19 protein-coding genes and 1 tRNA gene are annotated in these 18,491 nt (G+C 58.9%); 10 read left to right on the top strand and 10 right to left on the bottom strand.

Going from position 1 to position 18,491, the window contains the following annotated elements; genetic code table 11:
- Positions 1-4: 4 nt before the first annotated feature.
- The 7 genes from K1W69_RS09065 to K1W69_RS09095 all read left to right on the top strand — a co-directional run bounded on the left by K1W69_RS09065 (position 5) and on the right by K1W69_RS09095 (position 5,653).
- Entirely contained in the window at positions 5-439 is a 435-nt protein-coding gene (locus K1W69_RS09065; protein ID WP_220228048.1) for a PaaI family thioesterase, read from the top strand.
- Between the two features lie 87 nt (positions 440-526).
- Complete coding sequence (locus K1W69_RS09070) at positions 527-1,582, top strand: LLM class flavin-dependent oxidoreductase (protein WP_220228049.1); 1,056 nt, start codon at positions 527-529, stop codon at positions 1,580-1,582.
- Positions 1,583-1,640: 58 nt separating this feature from the next.
- Complete coding sequence (locus tag K1W69_RS09075; protein WP_220228050.1) at positions 1,641-2,672, top strand: TRAP transporter substrate-binding protein; 1,032 nt, start codon at positions 1,641-1,643, stop codon at positions 2,670-2,672.
- A gap of 97 nt (positions 2,673-2,769) precedes the next feature.
- On the top strand, positions 2,770-3,285 hold the full coding sequence (locus K1W69_RS09080; RefSeq protein ID WP_220228051.1) for a TRAP transporter small permease: 516 nt from the start codon (positions 2,770-2,772) through the stop codon (positions 3,283-3,285).
- Positions 3,282-4,571, top strand: a complete 1,290-nt coding sequence (locus K1W69_RS09085; RefSeq protein ID WP_220228052.1) for a TRAP transporter large permease — start codon at positions 3,282-3,284, stop codon at positions 4,569-4,571. The genes K1W69_RS09080 and K1W69_RS09085 overlap by 4 nt, the downstream gene beginning before the upstream one ends.
- A gap of 25 nt (positions 4,572-4,596) precedes the next feature.
- Positions 4,597-4,899: a type 2 periplasmic-binding domain-containing protein gene (locus K1W69_RS09090; protein WP_220228053.1), complete on the top strand. Its 303-nt coding sequence runs from the start codon at positions 4,597-4,599 to the stop codon at positions 4,897-4,899.
- A gap of 13 nt (positions 4,900-4,912) precedes the next feature.
- Entirely contained in the window at positions 4,913-5,653 is a 741-nt protein-coding gene (locus K1W69_RS09095; protein ID WP_220228054.1) for an enoyl-CoA hydratase-related protein, read from the top strand.
- A gap of 8 nt (positions 5,654-5,661) precedes the next feature.
- On the opposite strand, the gene K1W69_RS26985 is transcribed toward K1W69_RS09095, so the two are convergent.
- Positions 5,662-5,796 carry a hypothetical protein gene (locus K1W69_RS26985; protein WP_258571132.1) on the bottom strand — a complete coding sequence of 45 codons (135 nt, stop codon included), beginning with the start codon at positions 5,794-5,796 and terminating at the stop codon, positions 5,662-5,664.
- A gap of 231 nt (positions 5,797-6,027) precedes the next feature.
- On the opposite strand from K1W69_RS26985, the gene K1W69_RS09100 reads away from it, so the two are divergent.
- Positions 6,028-7,617, top strand: a complete 1,590-nt coding sequence (locus tag K1W69_RS09100) for a GMC family oxidoreductase (protein ID WP_220228055.1) — start codon at positions 6,028-6,030, stop codon at positions 7,615-7,617.
- 11 nt (positions 7,618-7,628) lie between these two features.
- Complete coding sequence (locus tag K1W69_RS09105; protein WP_220228056.1) at positions 7,629-9,071, top strand: amidase; 1,443 nt, start codon at positions 7,629-7,631, stop codon at positions 9,069-9,071.
- A 31-nt stretch (positions 9,072-9,102) separates the two neighbouring features.
- Here the strand turns inward: K1W69_RS09105 and K1W69_RS09110 are convergent, their stop codons facing one another.
- From K1W69_RS09110 to K1W69_RS09125, 4 genes are read right to left on the bottom strand one after another with little or no spacing between them, the layout of a single operon-like run.
- Entirely contained in the window at positions 9,103-10,581 is a 1,479-nt protein-coding gene (locus K1W69_RS09110) for a sugar ABC transporter ATP-binding protein (protein ID WP_220228057.1), read from the bottom strand.
- 12 nt (positions 10,582-10,593) lie between these two features.
- On the bottom strand, positions 10,594-11,670 hold the full coding sequence (locus K1W69_RS09115) for a substrate-binding domain-containing protein (protein WP_220228058.1): 1,077 nt from the start codon (positions 11,668-11,670) through the stop codon (positions 10,594-10,596).
- 28 nt (positions 11,671-11,698) lie between these two features.
- The gene (locus K1W69_RS09120) at positions 11,699-12,682 is read right to left on the bottom strand and encodes an ABC transporter permease (protein ID WP_220228059.1); all 984 of its coding nucleotides are present in this window, start codon (positions 12,680-12,682) and stop codon (positions 11,699-11,701) included.
- Positions 12,679-13,632: an ABC transporter permease gene (locus K1W69_RS09125; protein WP_220228060.1), complete on the bottom strand. Its 954-nt coding sequence runs from the start codon at positions 13,630-13,632 to the stop codon at positions 12,679-12,681. Before K1W69_RS09125 ends, K1W69_RS09120 begins: the two co-directional genes overlap by 4 nt.
- A gap of 84 nt (positions 13,633-13,716) precedes the next feature.
- On the opposite strand from K1W69_RS09125, the gene K1W69_RS09130 reads away from it, so the two are divergent.
- The gene (locus K1W69_RS09130) at positions 13,717-14,532 is read left to right on the top strand and encodes a TetR/AcrR family transcriptional regulator (RefSeq protein WP_258570964.1); all 816 of its coding nucleotides are present in this window, start codon (positions 13,717-13,719) and stop codon (positions 14,530-14,532) included.
- A 12-nt stretch (positions 14,533-14,544) separates the two neighbouring features.
- Here the strand turns inward: K1W69_RS09130 and K1W69_RS09135 are convergent, their stop codons facing one another.
- The 5 genes from K1W69_RS09135 to dgoD form a co-directional block, all read right to left on the bottom strand.
- On the bottom strand, positions 14,545-15,213 hold the full coding sequence (locus tag K1W69_RS09135) for a cysteine hydrolase family protein (RefSeq protein WP_220228061.1): 669 nt from the start codon (positions 15,211-15,213) through the stop codon (positions 14,545-14,547).
- A 154-nt stretch (positions 15,214-15,367) separates the two neighbouring features.
- Positions 15,368-15,865 (bottom strand): hypothetical protein, encoded by a 498-nt coding sequence (locus tag K1W69_RS09140; protein WP_220228062.1) that lies wholly within the window; start codon positions 15,863-15,865, stop codon positions 15,368-15,370.
- On the bottom strand, positions 15,862-16,893 hold the full coding sequence (locus K1W69_RS27435; protein WP_220228063.1) for a site-specific integrase: 1,032 nt from the start codon (positions 16,891-16,893) through the stop codon (positions 15,862-15,864). Before K1W69_RS27435 ends, K1W69_RS09140 begins: the two co-directional genes overlap by 4 nt.
- A gap of 103 nt (positions 16,894-16,996) precedes the next feature.
- A tRNA-Arg gene (locus K1W69_RS09150) sits at positions 16,997-17,073 on the bottom strand.
- 245 nt (positions 17,074-17,318) lie between these two features.
- Positions 17,319-18,491 (bottom strand): galactonate dehydratase, encoded by a 1,173-nt coding sequence (gene dgoD, locus K1W69_RS09155; protein WP_220228064.1) that lies wholly within the window; start codon positions 18,489-18,491, stop codon positions 17,319-17,321.

Here is an 18,491-nt window from a genome sequence, read left to right on the forward strand (position 1 = left end):
CCTCATGTCGATTTCTCTGGCGGAAGCCAATGACGTCCTCCAGTCGGTCTTCTGCGACTGGGTCAAACAGATGGAACTACGGGTCACTGACATCAACGGCGACCGTGTGCGCTTTCTGATGCCCGCGGCTGACCAGTTCATGCGTTTCGGCGAAACGCTTTCGGGTCAGGCGGCGATGGCGATCGCGGACACGGCCATGACGGTTACGCTGGCCAACGCGCTGGGCGGCTTCAAACCAGTCGGAACCGTCGACGTCTCCGTCTCCTTCATGCGTCCGATCCCGGCCGGCGACATCGTCTGCGAAGGGTCGATACTCCGCCTCGGCCGGACGATGGGTTTTTGCCAGGCCGTTCTGCGAGCCGCCGGCGACGAGCGCGCAGCGATTCAGGTGACAGGGACCTACGCTATTCCGCCCGCGGCCTCAGCCAAAAACGGGTAGATTAAGCTGATCATATCAATTAATTATTTGACATAGTGTTTAGTGAATATATTATAAGGTCAATAAATACCAAGGAGGTCACCCAAAATGAATTTCGGCTTGCTCACGCTCATGGATTATCACGCCGGAATGCAGGATGAAGCGACCTATCTGAATGATACGCTTTCGCTTTTCGAGCTGGCCGATACGCTTGGCTACAGCACGGCCTGGATTGGCGAGGAGCATTTCTATCACTTTGGCGTCTGCCCGAGTCCTCAGATCATGCTTGCGGCGCTCGCCCGCCGCACCTCCAGTATCCGACTTGGAACCGCGATCAGCCTCCTGCCGTTCGAAAACCCGCTCCGCAAGGCCGAGGATTTTGCGCTGCTGGACGTGATCTCCGGCGGTAGGCTGAATTTCGGCGTCGGCCGGGGCTCGATCCCGAAGCATTTCGAAGGGTTCGGAGTGGCCGCGCGTGACAGCCGGGAGCGTTATGAGGAAGCCATCGAAATCATCCGCAGGTCATGGACCGAACGATCGATCGCCCATGACGGCGAATACTGGACTGTTCCCGAAATTTCGGTGTCGCCAAAGCCGGCGCAGACTCCGCATCCGCCATTCTGGCGTGGAACAGTCAGCATCGAATCCTTCATGCATGCGGCCGAATGCGGAGACAACGCCTTCATTATTCCGTGGGTGGCCGCTCCCCTTTCCGAAATGGCCGAACGTTACAAGCGCTACCGGGCTCACGCCCACGAGCGTGGCCACCGACATGTCAAAGGCACCGCCGTCTACATGCTCTTTATCGATGAGGACTACGAAACGGCGCTTGCCAAAGGCAAGGAAGAAAGCCGGCGCTACGCCGAACTCATCACCGAGCATTACGGACGCAATAAGGACAAGACATACGCCACCGGTTCCGCGGCGTTCGAACATGCGCAATACATCATGTCGATCACCGACAATCTGGAAGAACGCGCGATCGTCGGCACGCCGGATATGTGCCGCAGAAGGATCCAGGAAATCGATGAGGAGCTGGGCGGCGTCGACGAGTTCGCCTTCTACCTGCACGCGGGCGGGCGCAGCACCGATGAGGCGCGCCGGTCCATCCAGCTCTTCGCAAGGGAGGTCATGCCGGCGTTCGAAGCCATTCCCGCCGAGTGAGGCGGATGGCCGAAACCGGCTTTTTCAACGCATATTCAAGCAATCGGGAGGACTATCAATGAAGCATACCATCGGAAAATATCTGGCCGGTGCGGCGTCGGCGGCGATCTGGGCCGGACTGACTGTCGGCGGCCACGCAGCCGATACATTGCGTCTGGCGCATTTTCTGCCGCCGCAACATCCGATCCACGCGACGGCCGAAAAATGGGGCGCGTCGATTTCCGAGGCGTCCGGCGGAGAACTGACGATCCAGATATTCCCGGCCCAACAACTGGGTTCGGCCTTCGATCACTACAATCTCGCGCGCGACGGAATTGCCGACATCGCCGCGGTCAATCCCGGCTACCAGCCCGGGCGTTTTCCGATTTCCGGAGCGATCGAGCTGCCACTCATCCTGTCGAACGCCACCGGCGGCTCGCAGGCCGTCGACGAATGGTATCGCCAGTACGCCGAAACCGACATGCCGGACGTGGTGTTCTGCATGGCGACCATCCACCAGCCGGCAAGCTTTCACACGGTGAACAAGGCCATCGTCGAGCCGAAGGACGTGGACGGGTTGCGGGTGCGGACCGGCAACGCGACGATCGCCCAGTTCGTTAAGGAACTCGGCGGAAGCAACATTCAGGGTTCCACCGCCGAAGTGAAGGACATCCTCCAGAAAGGCGTCGCAGACTCAGTCATCTGGCCCTGGGGCTCGGTCAGCCTTTTCGGGATCGACAATACCGTCAAATACCATCTCGATGTGCCGCTCTCGGTATCTGCGCTCATGTTCGTGATGAACAAACAGAAATACGAGAGCCTGCCCGAGGCAAGCCGCAAGGTGCTGGATGACCATTGCACGTCGGAATGGGCGCGCCAGATCGCCACGCCATGGGCCAATTTCGAGGCTGCCGGCGTCGAGAAGCTCGGCGGCATGGAAGGTCACGCCATCAACACGCCGGACGCCGCGCAGCTTGAAGCGTGGAAAGCGGCGGCTGCTCCCGTCGTCGAGATCTGGGCTGAATCCGTGACCGAAAAGGGCGGCGATCCGGACGAGATCCTCGCCAACCTGAAAAAGTCCGCGGCGAAGTACGACGCAAGCGCTGAATAAGTTAAGCTTAGGCCTCGCTCCGCGATTCTCGTGTCCGGAGCGAGGCTGATTGCAGATCGGCGCGTCCGGGAAACTGTCCCGGCGCCGGAGGGGATACATGACAGACAGGCGCACGGACCGGATTGTCGGCATCATCGAGTGGACCGCCGGCGCGTTCGTGCTGGCGATGATGCTCAATACGGTCGTCGCAATCATCCTGCGCTATTTCTTCGCCACGGCGATCCCCGATTATTACGATATCGGCCGCTTCATGCTCTGCATTCTGGTCCTTTGGGGCATCTCCACGACCAGCTATCGAGGCGGGCACATCACCATGGACATGTTGTGGACGGTCGCGGCCAAGGGATGGCGCAGAGCCATTGACCTTTTTGCAGGCGTCGTCAGCTTCGCAGCCCTCGCCGTGCTTTGCCTGTCTCTCCTCGACCAGACGCTGCAGACCCGGCAGGACAACATTCTCACCTACGACACGCGCATGCCGACCTGGCCATTTCTAGCGATCGCCTGGCTCGGCACTGTCGCGGCGCTCGTCCTGATCGCCATTCGCGTCTTCAAAGGCCTCCGCTCGCGGTCCGGTCTGGACGATGACACACAGCCCGGGGCTGAACAGGCATGATGGCCGTCATCGCCTTTGTTGCGCTCGGCTGTCTCATGCTGCTGCGCGTGCCGATCGGCCTGGCAATGGGCATTGTCGGAGCCGTAGGGGTCGGTCAGATCATCGGCTGGCACGGCGCTTACCGCATGATCGGAACAATCGCCATCCGCACCACCACGGACTACGCATTCGGCATCATCCCGATGTTCCTGCTGATGGGCGCGATCGTTTCGCACAGCGGCATCAGCACGGAGCTCTACCGCGCCGCCAACGCTTTCGTCGGACGGTTCCGGGGCGGTCTGGCGCTTGCGACCATCGGCGCATGCGGCGGATTTTCGGCGATTTCCGGTTCGTCGGTAGCGACCGCCGCCACCTTCTCGTCGGTGGCCTTTCCCGAAATGGTCCGGAAGAACTATCCGCGCAGCCTCGCAGCCGGCGTCATCGCGGCGGGCGGCACGCTGGGCATTCTCATTCCGCCTTCCACGGTGCTTGCCGTCTACGGCATCATCACGCAGCAGGACATCGGCAAACTGTTCATCGCCGGCATCCTGCCGGGCATGCTCGCCATCGCCATGTACATGTTGACCATTTCCGCGATCGGGTTCCTGAAACCCGGATTTCTGCCTGAAGGCCACCGCGCCGAATGGCGTGAAAAGATCGAGTCGCTCAAGGGCATATGGGCGACGCTCGTCCTGTTCTGCTTCGTGATCGGCGGCCTTTACGGCGGTCTGTTCACACCCACGGAAGCCGGTGCAACCGGCGCCGCTGGCGCCTTCGTGATCGGATTGCTACGTCGGCGGCTTTCGCTCTCCGCCATCAGGTCCGCGCTGATCGATACGACCCGCGTCAGCGCCGCGATCTTCACGATCCTGATCGGCGCGCTTCTCTTCGGCTATTTCCTCGCCCTCACCCAGACGCCGCAGGCGATCACGTCCTTTCTCGCCAATCTCGGCGTCGGCTCCTATGGCGTTTTGATCCTGATCCTCCTCATGTATCTGTGCCTGGGATGCGTCATGGATTCCATGGCGATGATCGTTCTCACCCTACCGATCGTTTTCCCGATTATTCTCAATCTCGGCTTCGATCCGATCTGGTTCGGCATCGTGCTGGTCGTCGTCGTGGAACTCGGCATTATCACGCCGCCGATCGGCATCAACCTGTTTGTCATCAAGAGCGTCATGAGCGACGTGCGGCTGAACGACATCTACCGGGGCGTAACGCCGTTCATCGTCACCGACATCCTGCGTCTGGCGCTGCTTGTCGCATTTCCCGCGATATCGCTCTTCCTGCCATCGCTCATGCCTTAGCGAGTCTCCCGAAAGGAGCGCTTCAATGATCGTCGATTATGAGAAATCCCGCGGATTACGCCTGCTCGAAGCCGAAGATACGCGCAATTTCAAGGTGACCATTGCAAGTCCTGTTGACCTGCCTCCGGCGGAACGGGGCCTGAAGATCAACGGCATGGAGGCTCTGGTTCCAATCGCTCTTCCCCCTTCGCTGCCGGGCGCGCCCGAAGATCCCGAATGGCTTGAAGCTTATCAGAACATGGTTGAAAAGGCCGCCGGCCATGGATGGATCGACAGCGCGCGGCAGTCCATCTACGCTCATGTCGAGATAGCACCGTCGCGCGACTGACGGGGAGAACCCGATGACCCACAAACTCATCCAGCACATATCTGGCGTGGCGGAGATCGTCTTTTCCAACCCACCGGCCAACGCCCACGGCATCGGCGATCTGGATGAACTTGCCGCCCTGCTTCAAGAAACCGAGAAAAATCCGGACATCGGAGTCATTGTCCTCCGGTCAGAGGGTAAAGGCTTTTCTGCTGGCGGAAACATGAAGGAGATGCTGGAGCTCGAGGGCCATCATGGCATCATCGGCCAGGCGAGGAGCGGTTACGCGGCGAGCCTCGCCATCGCGGAATGCGCCGTCCCGGTCATCGGCGCCGTGCATGGATATTGTATCGGCGTCGGCGTGCTTCTGGCCGCCGTCTGCGACATTGTCCTCGCAAGCGACGACGCCTCGTTCCTGCTCGCCGAAATCGACTTCGGCGCGACCGCCGGCGCCATACAGGCGATCGGCCTGATGCCTGAGAAACGACTACGCAGCGCCATGTACACCGCAGAAAAAGTCATGGCGACGGAACTCGAGCGCTACGGCTCGATCCACTCCATCGTATCCCGGGACGATCTTTCCACGACGGCGCTTGAATTGGGTGAGACAATTGCCGCGAAGTCGCCTGTCTCCGTGCGCGCCATGAAGGCCTCGATCGACGGCTCGGTGGCCCGCAGCATCCGCGATTACTATCGCGCCGAGATCAGCTACACCTACGAACTCAACATGCTGGGTGCCGCCGCGGAGGCTCGCAAAGCGTTTTTCGAAGGGTGATGAACGAATCACTCGGCTTCCTGGAATTGCGATTGTCGCTCGAGATACAAATCCAGCGCAGCTTGAGCGGTCGCCACACGCCATTCCTTGACCAATCTCACCGCCTCAAGCTTGAACTCTCGGCTGAACCTCCTTCTCTGCATTCATAAACTCCGGTTTCGTCTTCAACACCTTATCTCGGTGTCCACGAAACCGGCAGCAGCTCAATGTCGAAAAAATCCAATTCGATTAGCTCGGTTGGACAGACCACATCCTCAACAAGAGGCTGAGAGATAATTCCAACTCATTCAAACCAACCAGTTAGTTGACAATCCATCTTAACCGAAAATACTCTTCGCGCGTACACCATTAATTCGCGCTGGGTGATTGCAACAATGGACACCTTCGACACGATAATCGTAGGGGGCGGAGCGGCTGGGTGCGTGCTGGCCAACCGCCTCAGCGCCGACTCCGACAGGCGTATACTTCTGCTCGAAGCAGGACCCGGCGACATGCCGGAAGCAGCCCGGATGCCGGGTGCCTGGATCAGCCTGATCGATACCGAGTACGACTGGAAATATCACACCACGCCGCAGGCCCACTGCATAGGCCGTCGCATCGCCTGGCCGCGTGGAAAATTGCTCGGCGGTTCGGGATCGACAAATGCAATGGTCTATATGCGCGGCTCCCCGTCCGACTATGATCGCTGGGCAGCAAATGGTTGCCCGGGTTGGTCGTGGAACGATGTGCTTCCCTGGTTCAGAAAATCCGAGAACAATCCGCGTCTCGGCGGCTCCCCCACGCATGGCGACAGCGGCGAACTTCTGGTTGTCGACGTTCCCCAGCATGATCCTTCGGAAAAGCTTTGGGTGGAGGCGGCACAGGAATACGGCCTGCCCTACAATCCGGACTTCAACAGCGGCGAGCAGTTCGGATGCGGGTTTTTCCAGGTTTTCATGAAGGATGGAGAGCGCCACGGCCCGGCAACGGCCTTTCTCGACCCGGTTCGGGCACGGCCAAACCTCACGGTCATGACCTCGTCCTATGTCACCCGGATCATCGTCGAGAACGCCATCGCGCGTGGCGTGACCTTTCTGCACAACGGCCAGCCGCAGACCGCCCATGCCGACAGCGAAGTGGTGCTGTGCGGTGGAACGGTCAATACGCCCCACCTCCTGCAACTATCCGGTATCGGCCCGGCCGACCATTTGAGACACCACGGCATCGATGTCGTGCACGATCTTCCTGGCGTGGGCGCGTCGTTACAGGATCACCTCAATTGCGTCGTCACCTTCACGACCAGAGAGAAATTCGGAATTGGCGGTATGACGCTTTCGGAGTTCGACCAGGCACTGGTCGACTGGTCGAACAAACGTAGCGGACCGATGGCCAATCCATGGTCGACCAGCGGCGGGCAGGCAAAATCCAGGCCGGAGATCGACGAACCGGACCTGCAGATTTACGGCATCGCGACCCCGCATCGCGATCATGCCCGCTATATGTCGACAGTGCCCGGGCTGTCGATGTTCAGCGTCCTTCAGCGTCCGAAGAGCACGGGCGCCCTGAGGATACGTTCGGTCGACCCGCTCATGCCTCCGGCCATAGATCCGAACTATCTGTCCGATCCCGGGGGTGAAGATCTGCAGACTCTGATCGGCGGCGTGAAGTTGTCTCGGGACATCGCATCGACGAAAACCCTCGCGCCCCTCGCCCTCAAGGAAGTGTTTCCCTCGAGCGAAGCACAATCCGATGACGACATAGCGAGTTTCGTTCGGGCGCAGTCGCAGTCCATCTATCATCCGACCAGTACCTGCCGGATGGGCATGGACGACATGGCCGTGACCGATCCGGAAACGCTCGAGGTGCGTGGCCTACAAGGGCTGCGCATTTGCGATGCATCGGTGTTTCCGAATGTCGTGGCAAGCAATATCATGGCGACGGTCATCATGATCGCCGAGCGCGGTTCTCAATTCATCAAACAGTAAAGGAGGATGTCATGGCGCCCGTGACAGAAAGTCTGGTTCGCGAATATTCCGAGGCCGATGGTCTGGAACTCGGAGAACGCGTTAGGAAGGGAGAGGTGTCGCCCGAGGAACTCGTCGAGGCGGCGATCGTCAACATTGAAAAGCTCAACCCTGCCCTCAATGCCGTCATCCACAAGCTGTATGATATGGGCCGGGCGGAAGCTGCGGCGATCGACCGGCAATCTCCCTTCGCGGGCGTGCCCTATTTGCTGAAAGAATTGGCGACCGCTTGGGAAGGCGCTCCGAATACCAATTCCTCCCGTTATCTCAAGGATGTCATAGCAGACTCCGATGCAGAGGTCGTCAAGCGCATCAAGAAGGCCGGATTCGTGCTGGTCGGAAAATCGAATGCGCCGGAAAACGGCTGGTCGATCAGCACCGAGCCGGAACTGTACGGCGCGACCGTCAATCCATGGAACGAGCAGGTGACGGCCGGTGGATCGAGCGGAGGATCATGCGCCGCCGTCGCGTCGCATATGGTGCCGATTGCAGAATCCAGTGACGCTGCCGGCTCCATCCGGGTCCCTGCATCATGCTGCGGCGTGCTGGGCCTGAAACCGTCGCGCGGCCGCATTACGCTGGCGCCGGTCGCTGACGTCTGGCACGGCGGCGCCTATTTCCTTTGCAACTCCCGGACCGTGCGCGACACCGCCGCCTATCTCGATGCGGTCGCCGGAGCCCTGCCCGGCGATCCGTATACGCCGCCCACCCCGGAGCGAAGCTGGCTTGACCTGTCGCAAGTTGCGCCTGAAAAGCTCAGAATCGGCTTTTCTGTGACGCCGCCCGACGGACGGTCCGTCGATCCCGAAGTCAAGGCGGTACTTATGGAGACGGTTCGCGTCCTTGATGGCGCCGGACATACGGTGGAGGAACATGACCTGCCTATCGACGGTGATGCCGCCTGGCAGATCTATACCCATATGAGCTGTGTTCAGACCGCCGCCATTTTCGAATGGCTTTCAGCAGTTGTGGGTCGGCCCGTTACGAAGGACGACGTTGAGCCCGTGACCTGGGCCATCATAGAGCGCGGTCGTGCAACGTCGGGGATCCGGCACATCTCCGATGTCGAGGGCGTGCGGCAGATCGGCCGCCAGATCGCCATGGATCTCGATCCCTACGACATCTTCCTCACACCGAGCCTGACGCAATTGCCGAGGCCGGTCGGCTACTACGACATGTCCGAACCGGATATCGACAAGTACAATGCGAAATGGACCGATGCCATGTTCGAGTTCCCCTTCAACATGTCCGGGCAGCCGGCCATGTCCCTGCCTCTCGGGCAATCATCATCGGGCATTCCGATCGGCGTTCAGGCAGTCGGTCGATATGGTGACGAAGCCACGATTCTGGCGCTCGCGACATTGCTGGAGGCCGAGATGCCATGGAAGGACAGACGCCCGCCAGTGTGCGCCTGAACAATCCGGCCGGCAGTTGCAGAAGAGCTTGTTACGCAGCGTCGCTGCCGGTCGCCGCAAGCACGAGTTTGTGCTCGTCGAGATCTTCGTTGGCCACGACCGAATGCACGACGCCTTGACGGACGATGGCGATGCGGTGGCACATGGCAATCAGCTCGTCGAGCTCAGATGAAATCATGATGATCGCCACACCACGTTTCGAAAGGTCGCGCAACAGCCGATAGATATCCTCGCGGGCAGCGACATCCACACCCCTGGTCGGCTCGTCGCAGATCAGAACCTTCGGCTGTGCCAGCAATGCTCGGGCAAACAGAACCTTCTGCTGGTTGCCACCACTCAAGGACGTGATCGGCATGTCGAGAGAACTGGCCACCAGGCGCAGTTGCTCCAACAGGGTCGCAGCCTGCGACCGTTCGCGCCTTCGCGCCAGGAAGCCTGCGGACGAAAAGTGATCCAGGGCCGCGGCGGTCGCATTCATCGGGATCGACAGTGGACCGAAGATACCGTCTTGCTTCCGGTCTTCAGTCAGATAGACCAGTCCCGCCTTCAAGACGCCAGCGATATCGGATGGAAGCGGTTTGCCTTTCAATTGAACCGTCAGGCCTGTCCGCGGCCGCAAACCGGCAAGCCGTCGCGCAATCGACGTCCGTCCCGCCCCGACCAGGCCGGCAAGCCCCAGGATCTCGCCTTCGGCAATCAGGATCCGGCTGTCGTCGCTCGTGATGCCATCGATCGTCAGAACCGTCTTGCCGCTGGCAAGCGGGTCGACAATCGCCTCTGTGTCGGACACTTCGTGACCGGTCATCAAGCGGACCAGTTCCTTCCGGTCGAGGGAGCCTTTCTCCCTGGTCGCCACCAGTTCGCCGTCGCGCATGATGCTAACCGTGTCGGCGATTTCGAAGATTTCCTCGAGACGGTGGGAAATATAGAGGATGAGCATGCCGCGATCCCTGAGGGTGCGGATCACCTCGAAGAGATTGCGTTGCTCCGACAGCGAGAGAACTCCCGTCGGTTCGTCGAGAATAAGCACCTGGGCATCGTTGGACAGGGCCCGCGCCAGTTCGAGCAATTGCCGGTCCGCCACGCCCAGCGTCCCGACCACGGCGTCCGGATCGAGATCGATTCGAAAGCGTTCCATCAGAGTGTGCGCTTCCGACGAAGCTCGCTTGTGATCGACGACGCCGAAACCCTTGCGAAATTCCTGTCCGAGATAAATGTTGTCGGCCACGGTCAGTTCCGGGATCGAACTGAACTCCTGATAAACGATTGCGATGCCCGCTGAGCGGGCTTCGGCAGGCGTTATGAAATTCACCTTCTCGCCATTGACGAGAACGCTTCCGGAACTGGGCGCAATCGTTCCGGAGAGCACGTTCATCAATGTGGATTTACCGGCGCCGTTGGCGCCGCAGACCGCATGTACCTCTCCCGCCCGGGCGGTGAAATTCACCGCCCTCAGAGCAACCACACCCGGAAACCGGCGGGTGAGGTCATGCGTCTCCAACAGTGCCAAACCGGACCCCTCTTACTGTGGAAGGTACTCGGCCGGAAGGTCTGTCTTGAACCAGTCGTCGGGACGATCTGCTTCATAAAGTGTCTTGGCTTCCTCCGGTTCGAGATAACGGGTCGGAACGACGATAGCGGTGGTCGTCGGTGCGCCGGTCAGTATATCTACGGCCTGTTTCACCGCAGCACGTCCAACTTCAAGACCACTGGTGACGGAACCCCATTTGCCTTCATTTGCAACGAGCTTGACCCAACCATTATAGTCGTCGCCAGGCGACAGCGTCAGTTCGTCAAGCCGGCCTGCTTCGTCGAAGGCTTCGTAGATGCCCATGGACATCTGGCCCGCGGGCGAGAAGGCGCCGTCAATCTGCGGAAACCGCTGCAGAAGGTTTTCCGTCAGCTGCTTGGCCTTGGCGCGATCCCAGTCGCCATATTCCGCACTCAACAATTCCATGTCGGGATAGTCCTCCAGCTTCTGTTTCAGAACCGCAAGCTGGACCACGGCAGCCGACGATCCGGCGATCGGCAGCATGGCGATGATCTTGCCCTTGCCGTCAAGGGAGTCGATGAATTGGTCGACGACCTGCTCGGTATACCCCCACTGGTTGACATAGGCATTCGACGTGACTGACGGATCGCGCATGAAGTTGTAACCGATATTGATGGTGACGACGCCCTGGTCGTGGGCTTTCTTCAGCGCGGGCATGATGGCCTTCTCGTCGACCGGCCAGAACAGGATCGCATCGACGCCGCTCGTTAGCAGGTCGTCGATATCGGCCGCCTGCTTGGTCGGATTGAAGCCTGCATCGGTGATCTTGATCTCCTCGATCTCCGGATGCAGCGACGCTTCATACTTGATCATCTGCGCAGTGAAATTGATCCAGGCATTACTGAGGTAGCCGGCCGAAACGCCGATCTTCAGCTTGCCGTCCTTCTTGTATTCGGACGTGTTGAGCGGTTCGTTGGCCCACTCCAGGATCTGGTCGTAAGTCGATTCCTTGGTGAGGTCGAGCTCTTGGGCCGTCCCCGGTCCGGTTAGAACGAAGACGGCGATTGCCGCCATCGTCGCTGTGAAAATACTCTTCAGAAAAGTCATGTCGAAGTCCTCCTTTGAACTGGTTCCCTTATTCTGTTCGGTCACCGCCGCTGCGTCCGATCCATGCATGGGCGGCCGAGGCGGCGATGATGATGATCCCCTTGATCGTCAACTGAGCGGCGAAGGGGAGTCCGGCGACATTGGCCAGATTGAGAGCGATGAAAAGCACAAGAACGCCAGCGAAGGTGCTTCCGACGCCACCGCGTCCGCCGGCAAATGTCGTTCCACCGAGGATTACTGCCGCCAGCACGTCGAACTCCATCCCGGCGCCTGGATTGGTGCCCGAAACGCCTGTCCGCGCCAGCAGCGCTATTCCGCCGAGTCCGGCAAACAGACCCGAGAAGCAATAGGCAATGACGGTGGTCTGGATCGCCGGGATGCCGGCCAATCTCGCCGCTTCCGGGTTGGCGCCGACGAGATAGACATTGCGTCCGAAGCGCGTCTGCGACTGCACGAAGATGCCGACGACAACGGCAATCACGAAGCAGATGGCCAGAGTCGGCACGACGTTTCCGATCCGGTCATTGAGAAATTCCCGAAACCCGGGAGAAACAATGCCGCGCGCCGTGCCGCCGGTGCCCATCTGCACCAGGCCGTAGACGACGATCGACATTCCAAGCGTGAGGATGAAGGACGACACGCGCCCGTAGGCGATCAGGAGTCCGTTCGCCAGCCCGATCAGGCTTCCGGTGGCGCAGGTAACCCCGATGGCCAGCCACAGATTTTCGGCCTTGCCGTCCATGACGAGAGCACAGATTACGGCGCTCATCGACACGATCGCACCGACCGACAGATCGACGCCGCGCAGGATCATCACGAAAGTGACTCCGACTGCGGTGATCCCGATCGGCGCCGCCTGGCGCACCAGATTGCCGAGATAGTTGAGTTTCAAAAAGGCTTCCGACACGAAACCGGCAGCAATGAGAAGGATAAAGAGCACGATCCAGACGGCGGCCTTGTCCAGAAGGTGACGGCTTAGCAGCGGCCGTTTCGCGAACGTGCCTGCGCTCATTGCGGCGCCGCCGCCCATCTCGGCCGCTCGAGAAGGATCGCCACAATGACGATGATACCCTTGATCAGAATCTGCGTGAACGTCGGCACCTGCATCAGGTTCAACAGATTGCTTACCGTACCCAGAAAGAAAACGGCAGCCAGAACCGCAACCACATTGACGCGACCGCCCTTCAGCGGGGTGCCGCCGAGGACGACGGCGACGATCGAATCGAGTTCGAGACCGCTGCCGGCATTGGGGAATCCGGTTCCCAGCCGCCCGGCCAAAACCAGTCCCGCAATCGCGGCGAAAAAACCGGAAACCGAATAGGCGATCAGTGTCAGACCGCGCACGTTCAGCCCCGCCTTTCTGGAAGCGGAGGCATTGTTGCCCATCGCCAGAAGGTGCCAGCCGAATGTTGAGCGCTGGAGGCAATAGAATGCGATGACGGTAGCGAGGATGACGAGGATCAGTGATGCAGGGATACCCGCGATCCGACCATGGGCAAGAAAATCGATGGCGGGAATCGAGCTGCCGACGCTTCGATCGGTCAACATGAAGATGCATCCCTGCAGCACGCTCAGCATGCCGAAGGTCAGGATGAGGGGCGGCATCCGCAGGTGGTTGATGAGCGTTCCGTTGATCATTCCGACCGCTGCACCAAGGAGAAGGCAACCGAGAATGACGGGCAGTCTCCACCCCGGTAATGCCTCGAAGCCCATGCAGGCGACGACGGTCACGAGTCCGACCAGTTGCCCGACCGACAGGTCGATAAGGCCACCGGCGATCACGAAAGCCTGTCCGAGAGCGAGGAATGCGAGGGTCGCCGACTGCTCGAGCACGTTCATCGCGTTGTCGACAGTGCGAAACTGGGGATTGTAGAGCGCTCCGAAGGCGACGGTCAACAACAGCGCCCAGACAATCGGGGGCAGTCGAAAGAAGAAGGCGATAACCAGTTGAGCTCGATTCATTGCCCACGTCTTCATAAGTAACTATATAGTTGATTAACATATGTCTGGATTGTTGGTCAACCAGATTGACCCGACTGCAGTGTGTTGGATAAACGGGGCGCCAGGCCTCGCTTTGAGAGGGATGTAGCGGGCACCGAAGTCTTTTGCACTTCAACGATATGGGCAATCTTCCATATTCGATGTCGCCAATGGAACCGGAGACCAATTCATATGAGCAAGGAGCGTACCGCTGCTGCGTCAAAGCGTCGGATCGCAAGATCCGGGGTAGCGACACGGTCAAGACAGCGCGACGCCACCGCCACTCGCGCGGCGCTTCTTTCTACGGCCATCAGCGAGTTCGCGGCAAAAGGCTTTTCCGGCGCACGGGTTGATGAAATCGCCAATCGCGCTGGCGTCAACAAGCAGCTTCTCTACCACTATTTCGGCAACAAGGACGATCTTTACAGGATCGCTCTGGAAACCGTGTATTCAGAGATACGCGAGAAGGAACAGGGTCTAGATCTGGGCAATCTGTCACCAGTCGAGGCCATGCGTGCACTAGTCGGCTATTCGTTCGACTATCTTTTCGAACATCCGGAATTTATTAAACTGGTCAACGACGAAAATGCCCAGGGCGCACGCCATGCCGCACAATCCGACGAGCTGGCGGAAATGCATTGGCCTCTTGTCGAACTTTTGCGCGAAACGCTCGAACGTGGCGCCGCAGAAGGTGTTCTTCGCGACGACATGGATCCGATCAATGTCTATATCTCTATCGCCGCGATTTCTTATTTTTACTTTTCCAACAATCCGACGCTTTCAGCAATTTTCGGAAAGCAACTGAATGCACCGCAAGAGATCGCGTCCCGACGTCAACATGTCGTAGATTTTGCACTGTCGGCCCTGATGAAAGCGAACTAGTTATTCCCCGCACTAGGAGAGCGTTCCTGCCTCTGGTTGGACCGTTTCGAGGGCGTCCAGGATCGAAGCTGTGTCTGAAACCCAGCCGAACTTCATGGCAAAATTCTTGAGGGTCGCTGCCTGCAGATCCGGTGCAAACGATGATACGCCGTCCGCGACAATGGTCGTCCGGTAACCGTGATGGAAGGCCTCGCGGCCGGTTTCCTCGACACAGATCTGGGTCACCGTGCCTGTCAGAATGATGGACTGCACGCCGAGCGACCTCAGCAGCTCGTCAAGATTCGTGCCGTGAAAGGAGCCATAGCCGTATTTGTCGATGATCGGTTCATCCTTTTGAGGACGCAATTCATCAATGACATCAGTGCATTCCAGTGCCTGATCGGTATCGGCGTATTCGCGTCGCGTTCCGCGCCAGCAACAGCGGATCTCTGCGTGACACTGCGGCGACCAGAGCCAGAGCAGATTGTCCTCCTTGCGGGCAAGAAATCGCGTGTAGACGACCGGCGCGCCAATGCGGCGGAACCGTTCGGCAAGCCGCGCGATGCTCGCAACAGTCTTGCGCGCGTCCGGGACCTCCAGCGGCGCGCCCTCGCGAACGAAGTCGTTCTGCATATCGACGATAAGCAGTGCCGGTCTGACGAAGATTTCGTCGGCGGGCAAGTCGGCAGCGATGCGGCTCATTGGGCACCTTTTCGTTCGCAATCGGGTTAAACTTGTAATCCCGAAACAGCGTTGTCAACTACATGGTTGATAATCGCCTCATGCGTGCAGGCTCTTGTATTTTCCTTTTTGTTCCCGGCTACCCAGGAAGTAAATCCTCCAGATGGTCGAGAAGTTATTTGGCTGCTCGGACATACCGCAAAAGGTCATTCGCGCTAAACTCTGAGCAGCTATCCAAGATAGCATTGGTCTGAAATGACGTCGCCCAAAACGAAAAGACCTTCATACTTTTCTGATGAAGAATATGATGTTGGTGTTCCTTGTTAGAGTGCATCCATTGATCGATGAATCGAATGTGATGTGACGTTTTGCCGTCTGTCTGATTCAAGCTCTGAACCGCGCCGGGTTTCCCGAAGGCCATTTGGTTTAAGTTATGCGGCCATGGCTGGTCCAGTTCAGCAACCGATACCAAGGCCTTGGGATTTTTCCAGAACAGCCAGCCTTTTTGAACTACGTACAGGATCACAAGAGAAAGCTCCGTTCCATCTTCGTACTGGAGGGGAATGGTAACTGCATCTTCGCTTGTATCCGGTGTCTGTAGTCCCATTCTGTTGAATGTCAGAGTGAGCAATTCTGTGAGGTATTCAGGCATCTCAAGTGCACGGGTTTTCATGCTGCTAACTCCGTACTGGATTTACGGAGCTTAGCTACGATGTTCTCAGGCTTAAGGTGCGTATACCGGAATAGCATCCTCGGGTTCCGGTGTCCGCTGATGGCTGCAACCTCCGGCACGTTCAAGCCAAGCTCGAAGAACCGGCTCACGGCTTCATGCCTCAGATCATGGAACCGAAGGTCTGTAATTCCCGGTTCGTCCTTGGCTGCACGCCGCTTGCAGCGTTCCCACGCCAGCCGAAAGGCATTGGCCGTGACAGGAAACAGCCGTCCGTTCTTTTCCCCGGCCCGGATCCGTACCTCATCAAGAATGGAGACTGCTTTTTCGCTCAGTGGAATTGTGCGCGGCCTGTCCGTCTTGGTCTGTGGGATAGTCAGCAGTCCGAGCTCAAGGTCCAAGTCCCTAGCTCGTATGTTGAGGATTTCGCCTCTGCGCATACCGGTTTCTATAGCAAGCAGGATACCCGGCCTAAACCAGTCGTTCCGTGCTGTATCGCATGCTGCGAGTATGGCCGTAAGCTCTTCATCGGCTAACCGTCTGTCCCGGCCTTGTGCCGCCTTGGGCTTGCGTACCTTGGACAAGGGGTTCTGTGCGAGCGGTATGTCCCACTCCCGGCGAGCTACTTCGAAGATGGCGTGTAGCAGGCCAAGCTCCCGTATGACCGTCCCGGCTTCCACCTGTCGCAGTCTCCGGTCTCTGTGTTGAGTGAATGTCTGAGGCGTGATCTGTGCAAGGCTCAGGCCGGACCATCGTTCACGCAGGAAGACTTCAATGCGTTTGCCTTCCGGACCAATCCCGCGCTTACCGGGTGTGATCTCTGTACGATACTTATGCAGCAGGTCGGCTACATTGATGCGCTCAAGGCTGGAACTATCGTATGCAAGCCCGGCTCGGTCCAGCTCAAGCTCGGTCTGCCTGATCCATCTCTGTGCGTCGGCTCGGGTGAGAAAACTCTTTGTACGTGGTTTGTGTCCGGCACGCCTGATCTGTACCTGCCACTTGCCGTTTCTCTTGCGTATGTTCGCCACGGGAAAACTCCTCTTGGTGTGACCAGATTGTGACCGGCTACACTTCGAGAGTTTTTCGTGGCTTGCATGACCTGTTTAACCCTATGTTTTTACAGGGTTAATTTGGCGCACCCGACAGGATTCGAACCTGTGACCTCTGCCTTCGGAGGGCAGCGCTCTATCCAGCTGAGCTACGGGTGCGCAACGGCCGCTTAGGCTCCACGGTGCATAAACCAAGTCACACCGCTCCGCAATGTCAAAATGGCATGTGGAGTTGCGCCTTCTCCTCGGGCAGGGGTCACAGATTCAAATCCTGTCGGGCGCGCAGTGTGGCGGGTGCGCCGCCGCCTGACCATGTCGCGCCCGAAGCACCGCTTCAGGCCACTGGAACGTGTTCAGCTCAAGATGCAGGTCGCGCGTGACAAAGGAGATCTGTCGAATGCCCGCTACCAGTCGACAATCGTTCCGTCCCCCAGCACCGCATTCTGTGTGTGGTAAACTTCCGGCGCAAACGGATGCCTTGCACATTCGGCTTCATCGACCTCGATCCCGAGCCCCGGCGCCTCCGGCGCCTGCCAGTGTCCCTCCACCATCTGAATGGGACCGCGCACGACGTCGAAATACCATGGCGCTGCGCCAACCATCTCCTCCTGAATGATATGGTTCGGTGTCGATACAGCGAAATGCAGGGCGGCTACGCCCGCGATCGGCCCCAACGGATTGTGCGGCGCGACCCCCATACCCGCGGCTTCCGCCATTGCGGCGATTTTCTTGGCTTCCAGGAGTCCGCCGCAGTGACAGATGTCGGGCTGCACGATATCCATCGCCCGCAGACGAAAATGTTCCTCAAACTCGCTACGCTCGACCAGTCGCTCACCGGTTGCGATCGGCACGCGGGATCGCTCGGTCACCCGAAGCATCGCGATCGCATCGCCCGGCTGGAGGGGCTCCTCAATGAACATCGGCGCAGACGGTCTCACCGCCTCGATGAATGAAAGAGCCGTTGCGATTGAGCCAGGCCTGCCGTGGAAATCAAGCAAGATTTCGGTATCCGGCCCCGCCGCCTCACGCAATCCCGCCATCAACTGCTCCACATGGTTGACTGCCTTGCGCGGCGCGTAGGCGTGCACATAAGGTAAGATCACGACTTTGAAGGCGGTATAACCTTTCGCCAAGACCTCATGCGCGTGTTCGACCAGCGGATCAATGCTATCTGTTTCGTAAACGGCTCGCATATCGCCGAATCCGAGGTGTGTATAGACATGCACCTTGTCGCGCACCTGTCCGCCGAGGAGCCGCCAGACAGGCACGCCAAAATGCTTTCCGGCAATGTCCCACAGCGCAATCTCGATGCCGGATACAGCGCTCATTCCGATCGCCCCAAGGCGCCAGAAGGACTGTTTACGCATGGCGCGGACCGCCTGTTCGATGTCGAGCGGATTGCGGCCCAGCAGAAGCGGCGCGAGATCTTCGATGGCGCCCACCACGCTTCTCGTCTTCCATTCCAGTGTCGCCTCGCCCCAGCCATGCATTCCTGGCACGTCGGTCTGAACCTTTACGAAAACCCAGTTCCGCATCTCCGCGTTGACGACATGGGCAGATATGGAAACGATCTTCAC

This window comes from Flavimaribacter sediminis (assembly GCF_019492055.1).
GTDB classification, from domain to species: Bacteria; Pseudomonadota; Alphaproteobacteria; order Rhizobiales; family Rhizobiaceae; genus Flavimaribacter; species Flavimaribacter sediminis.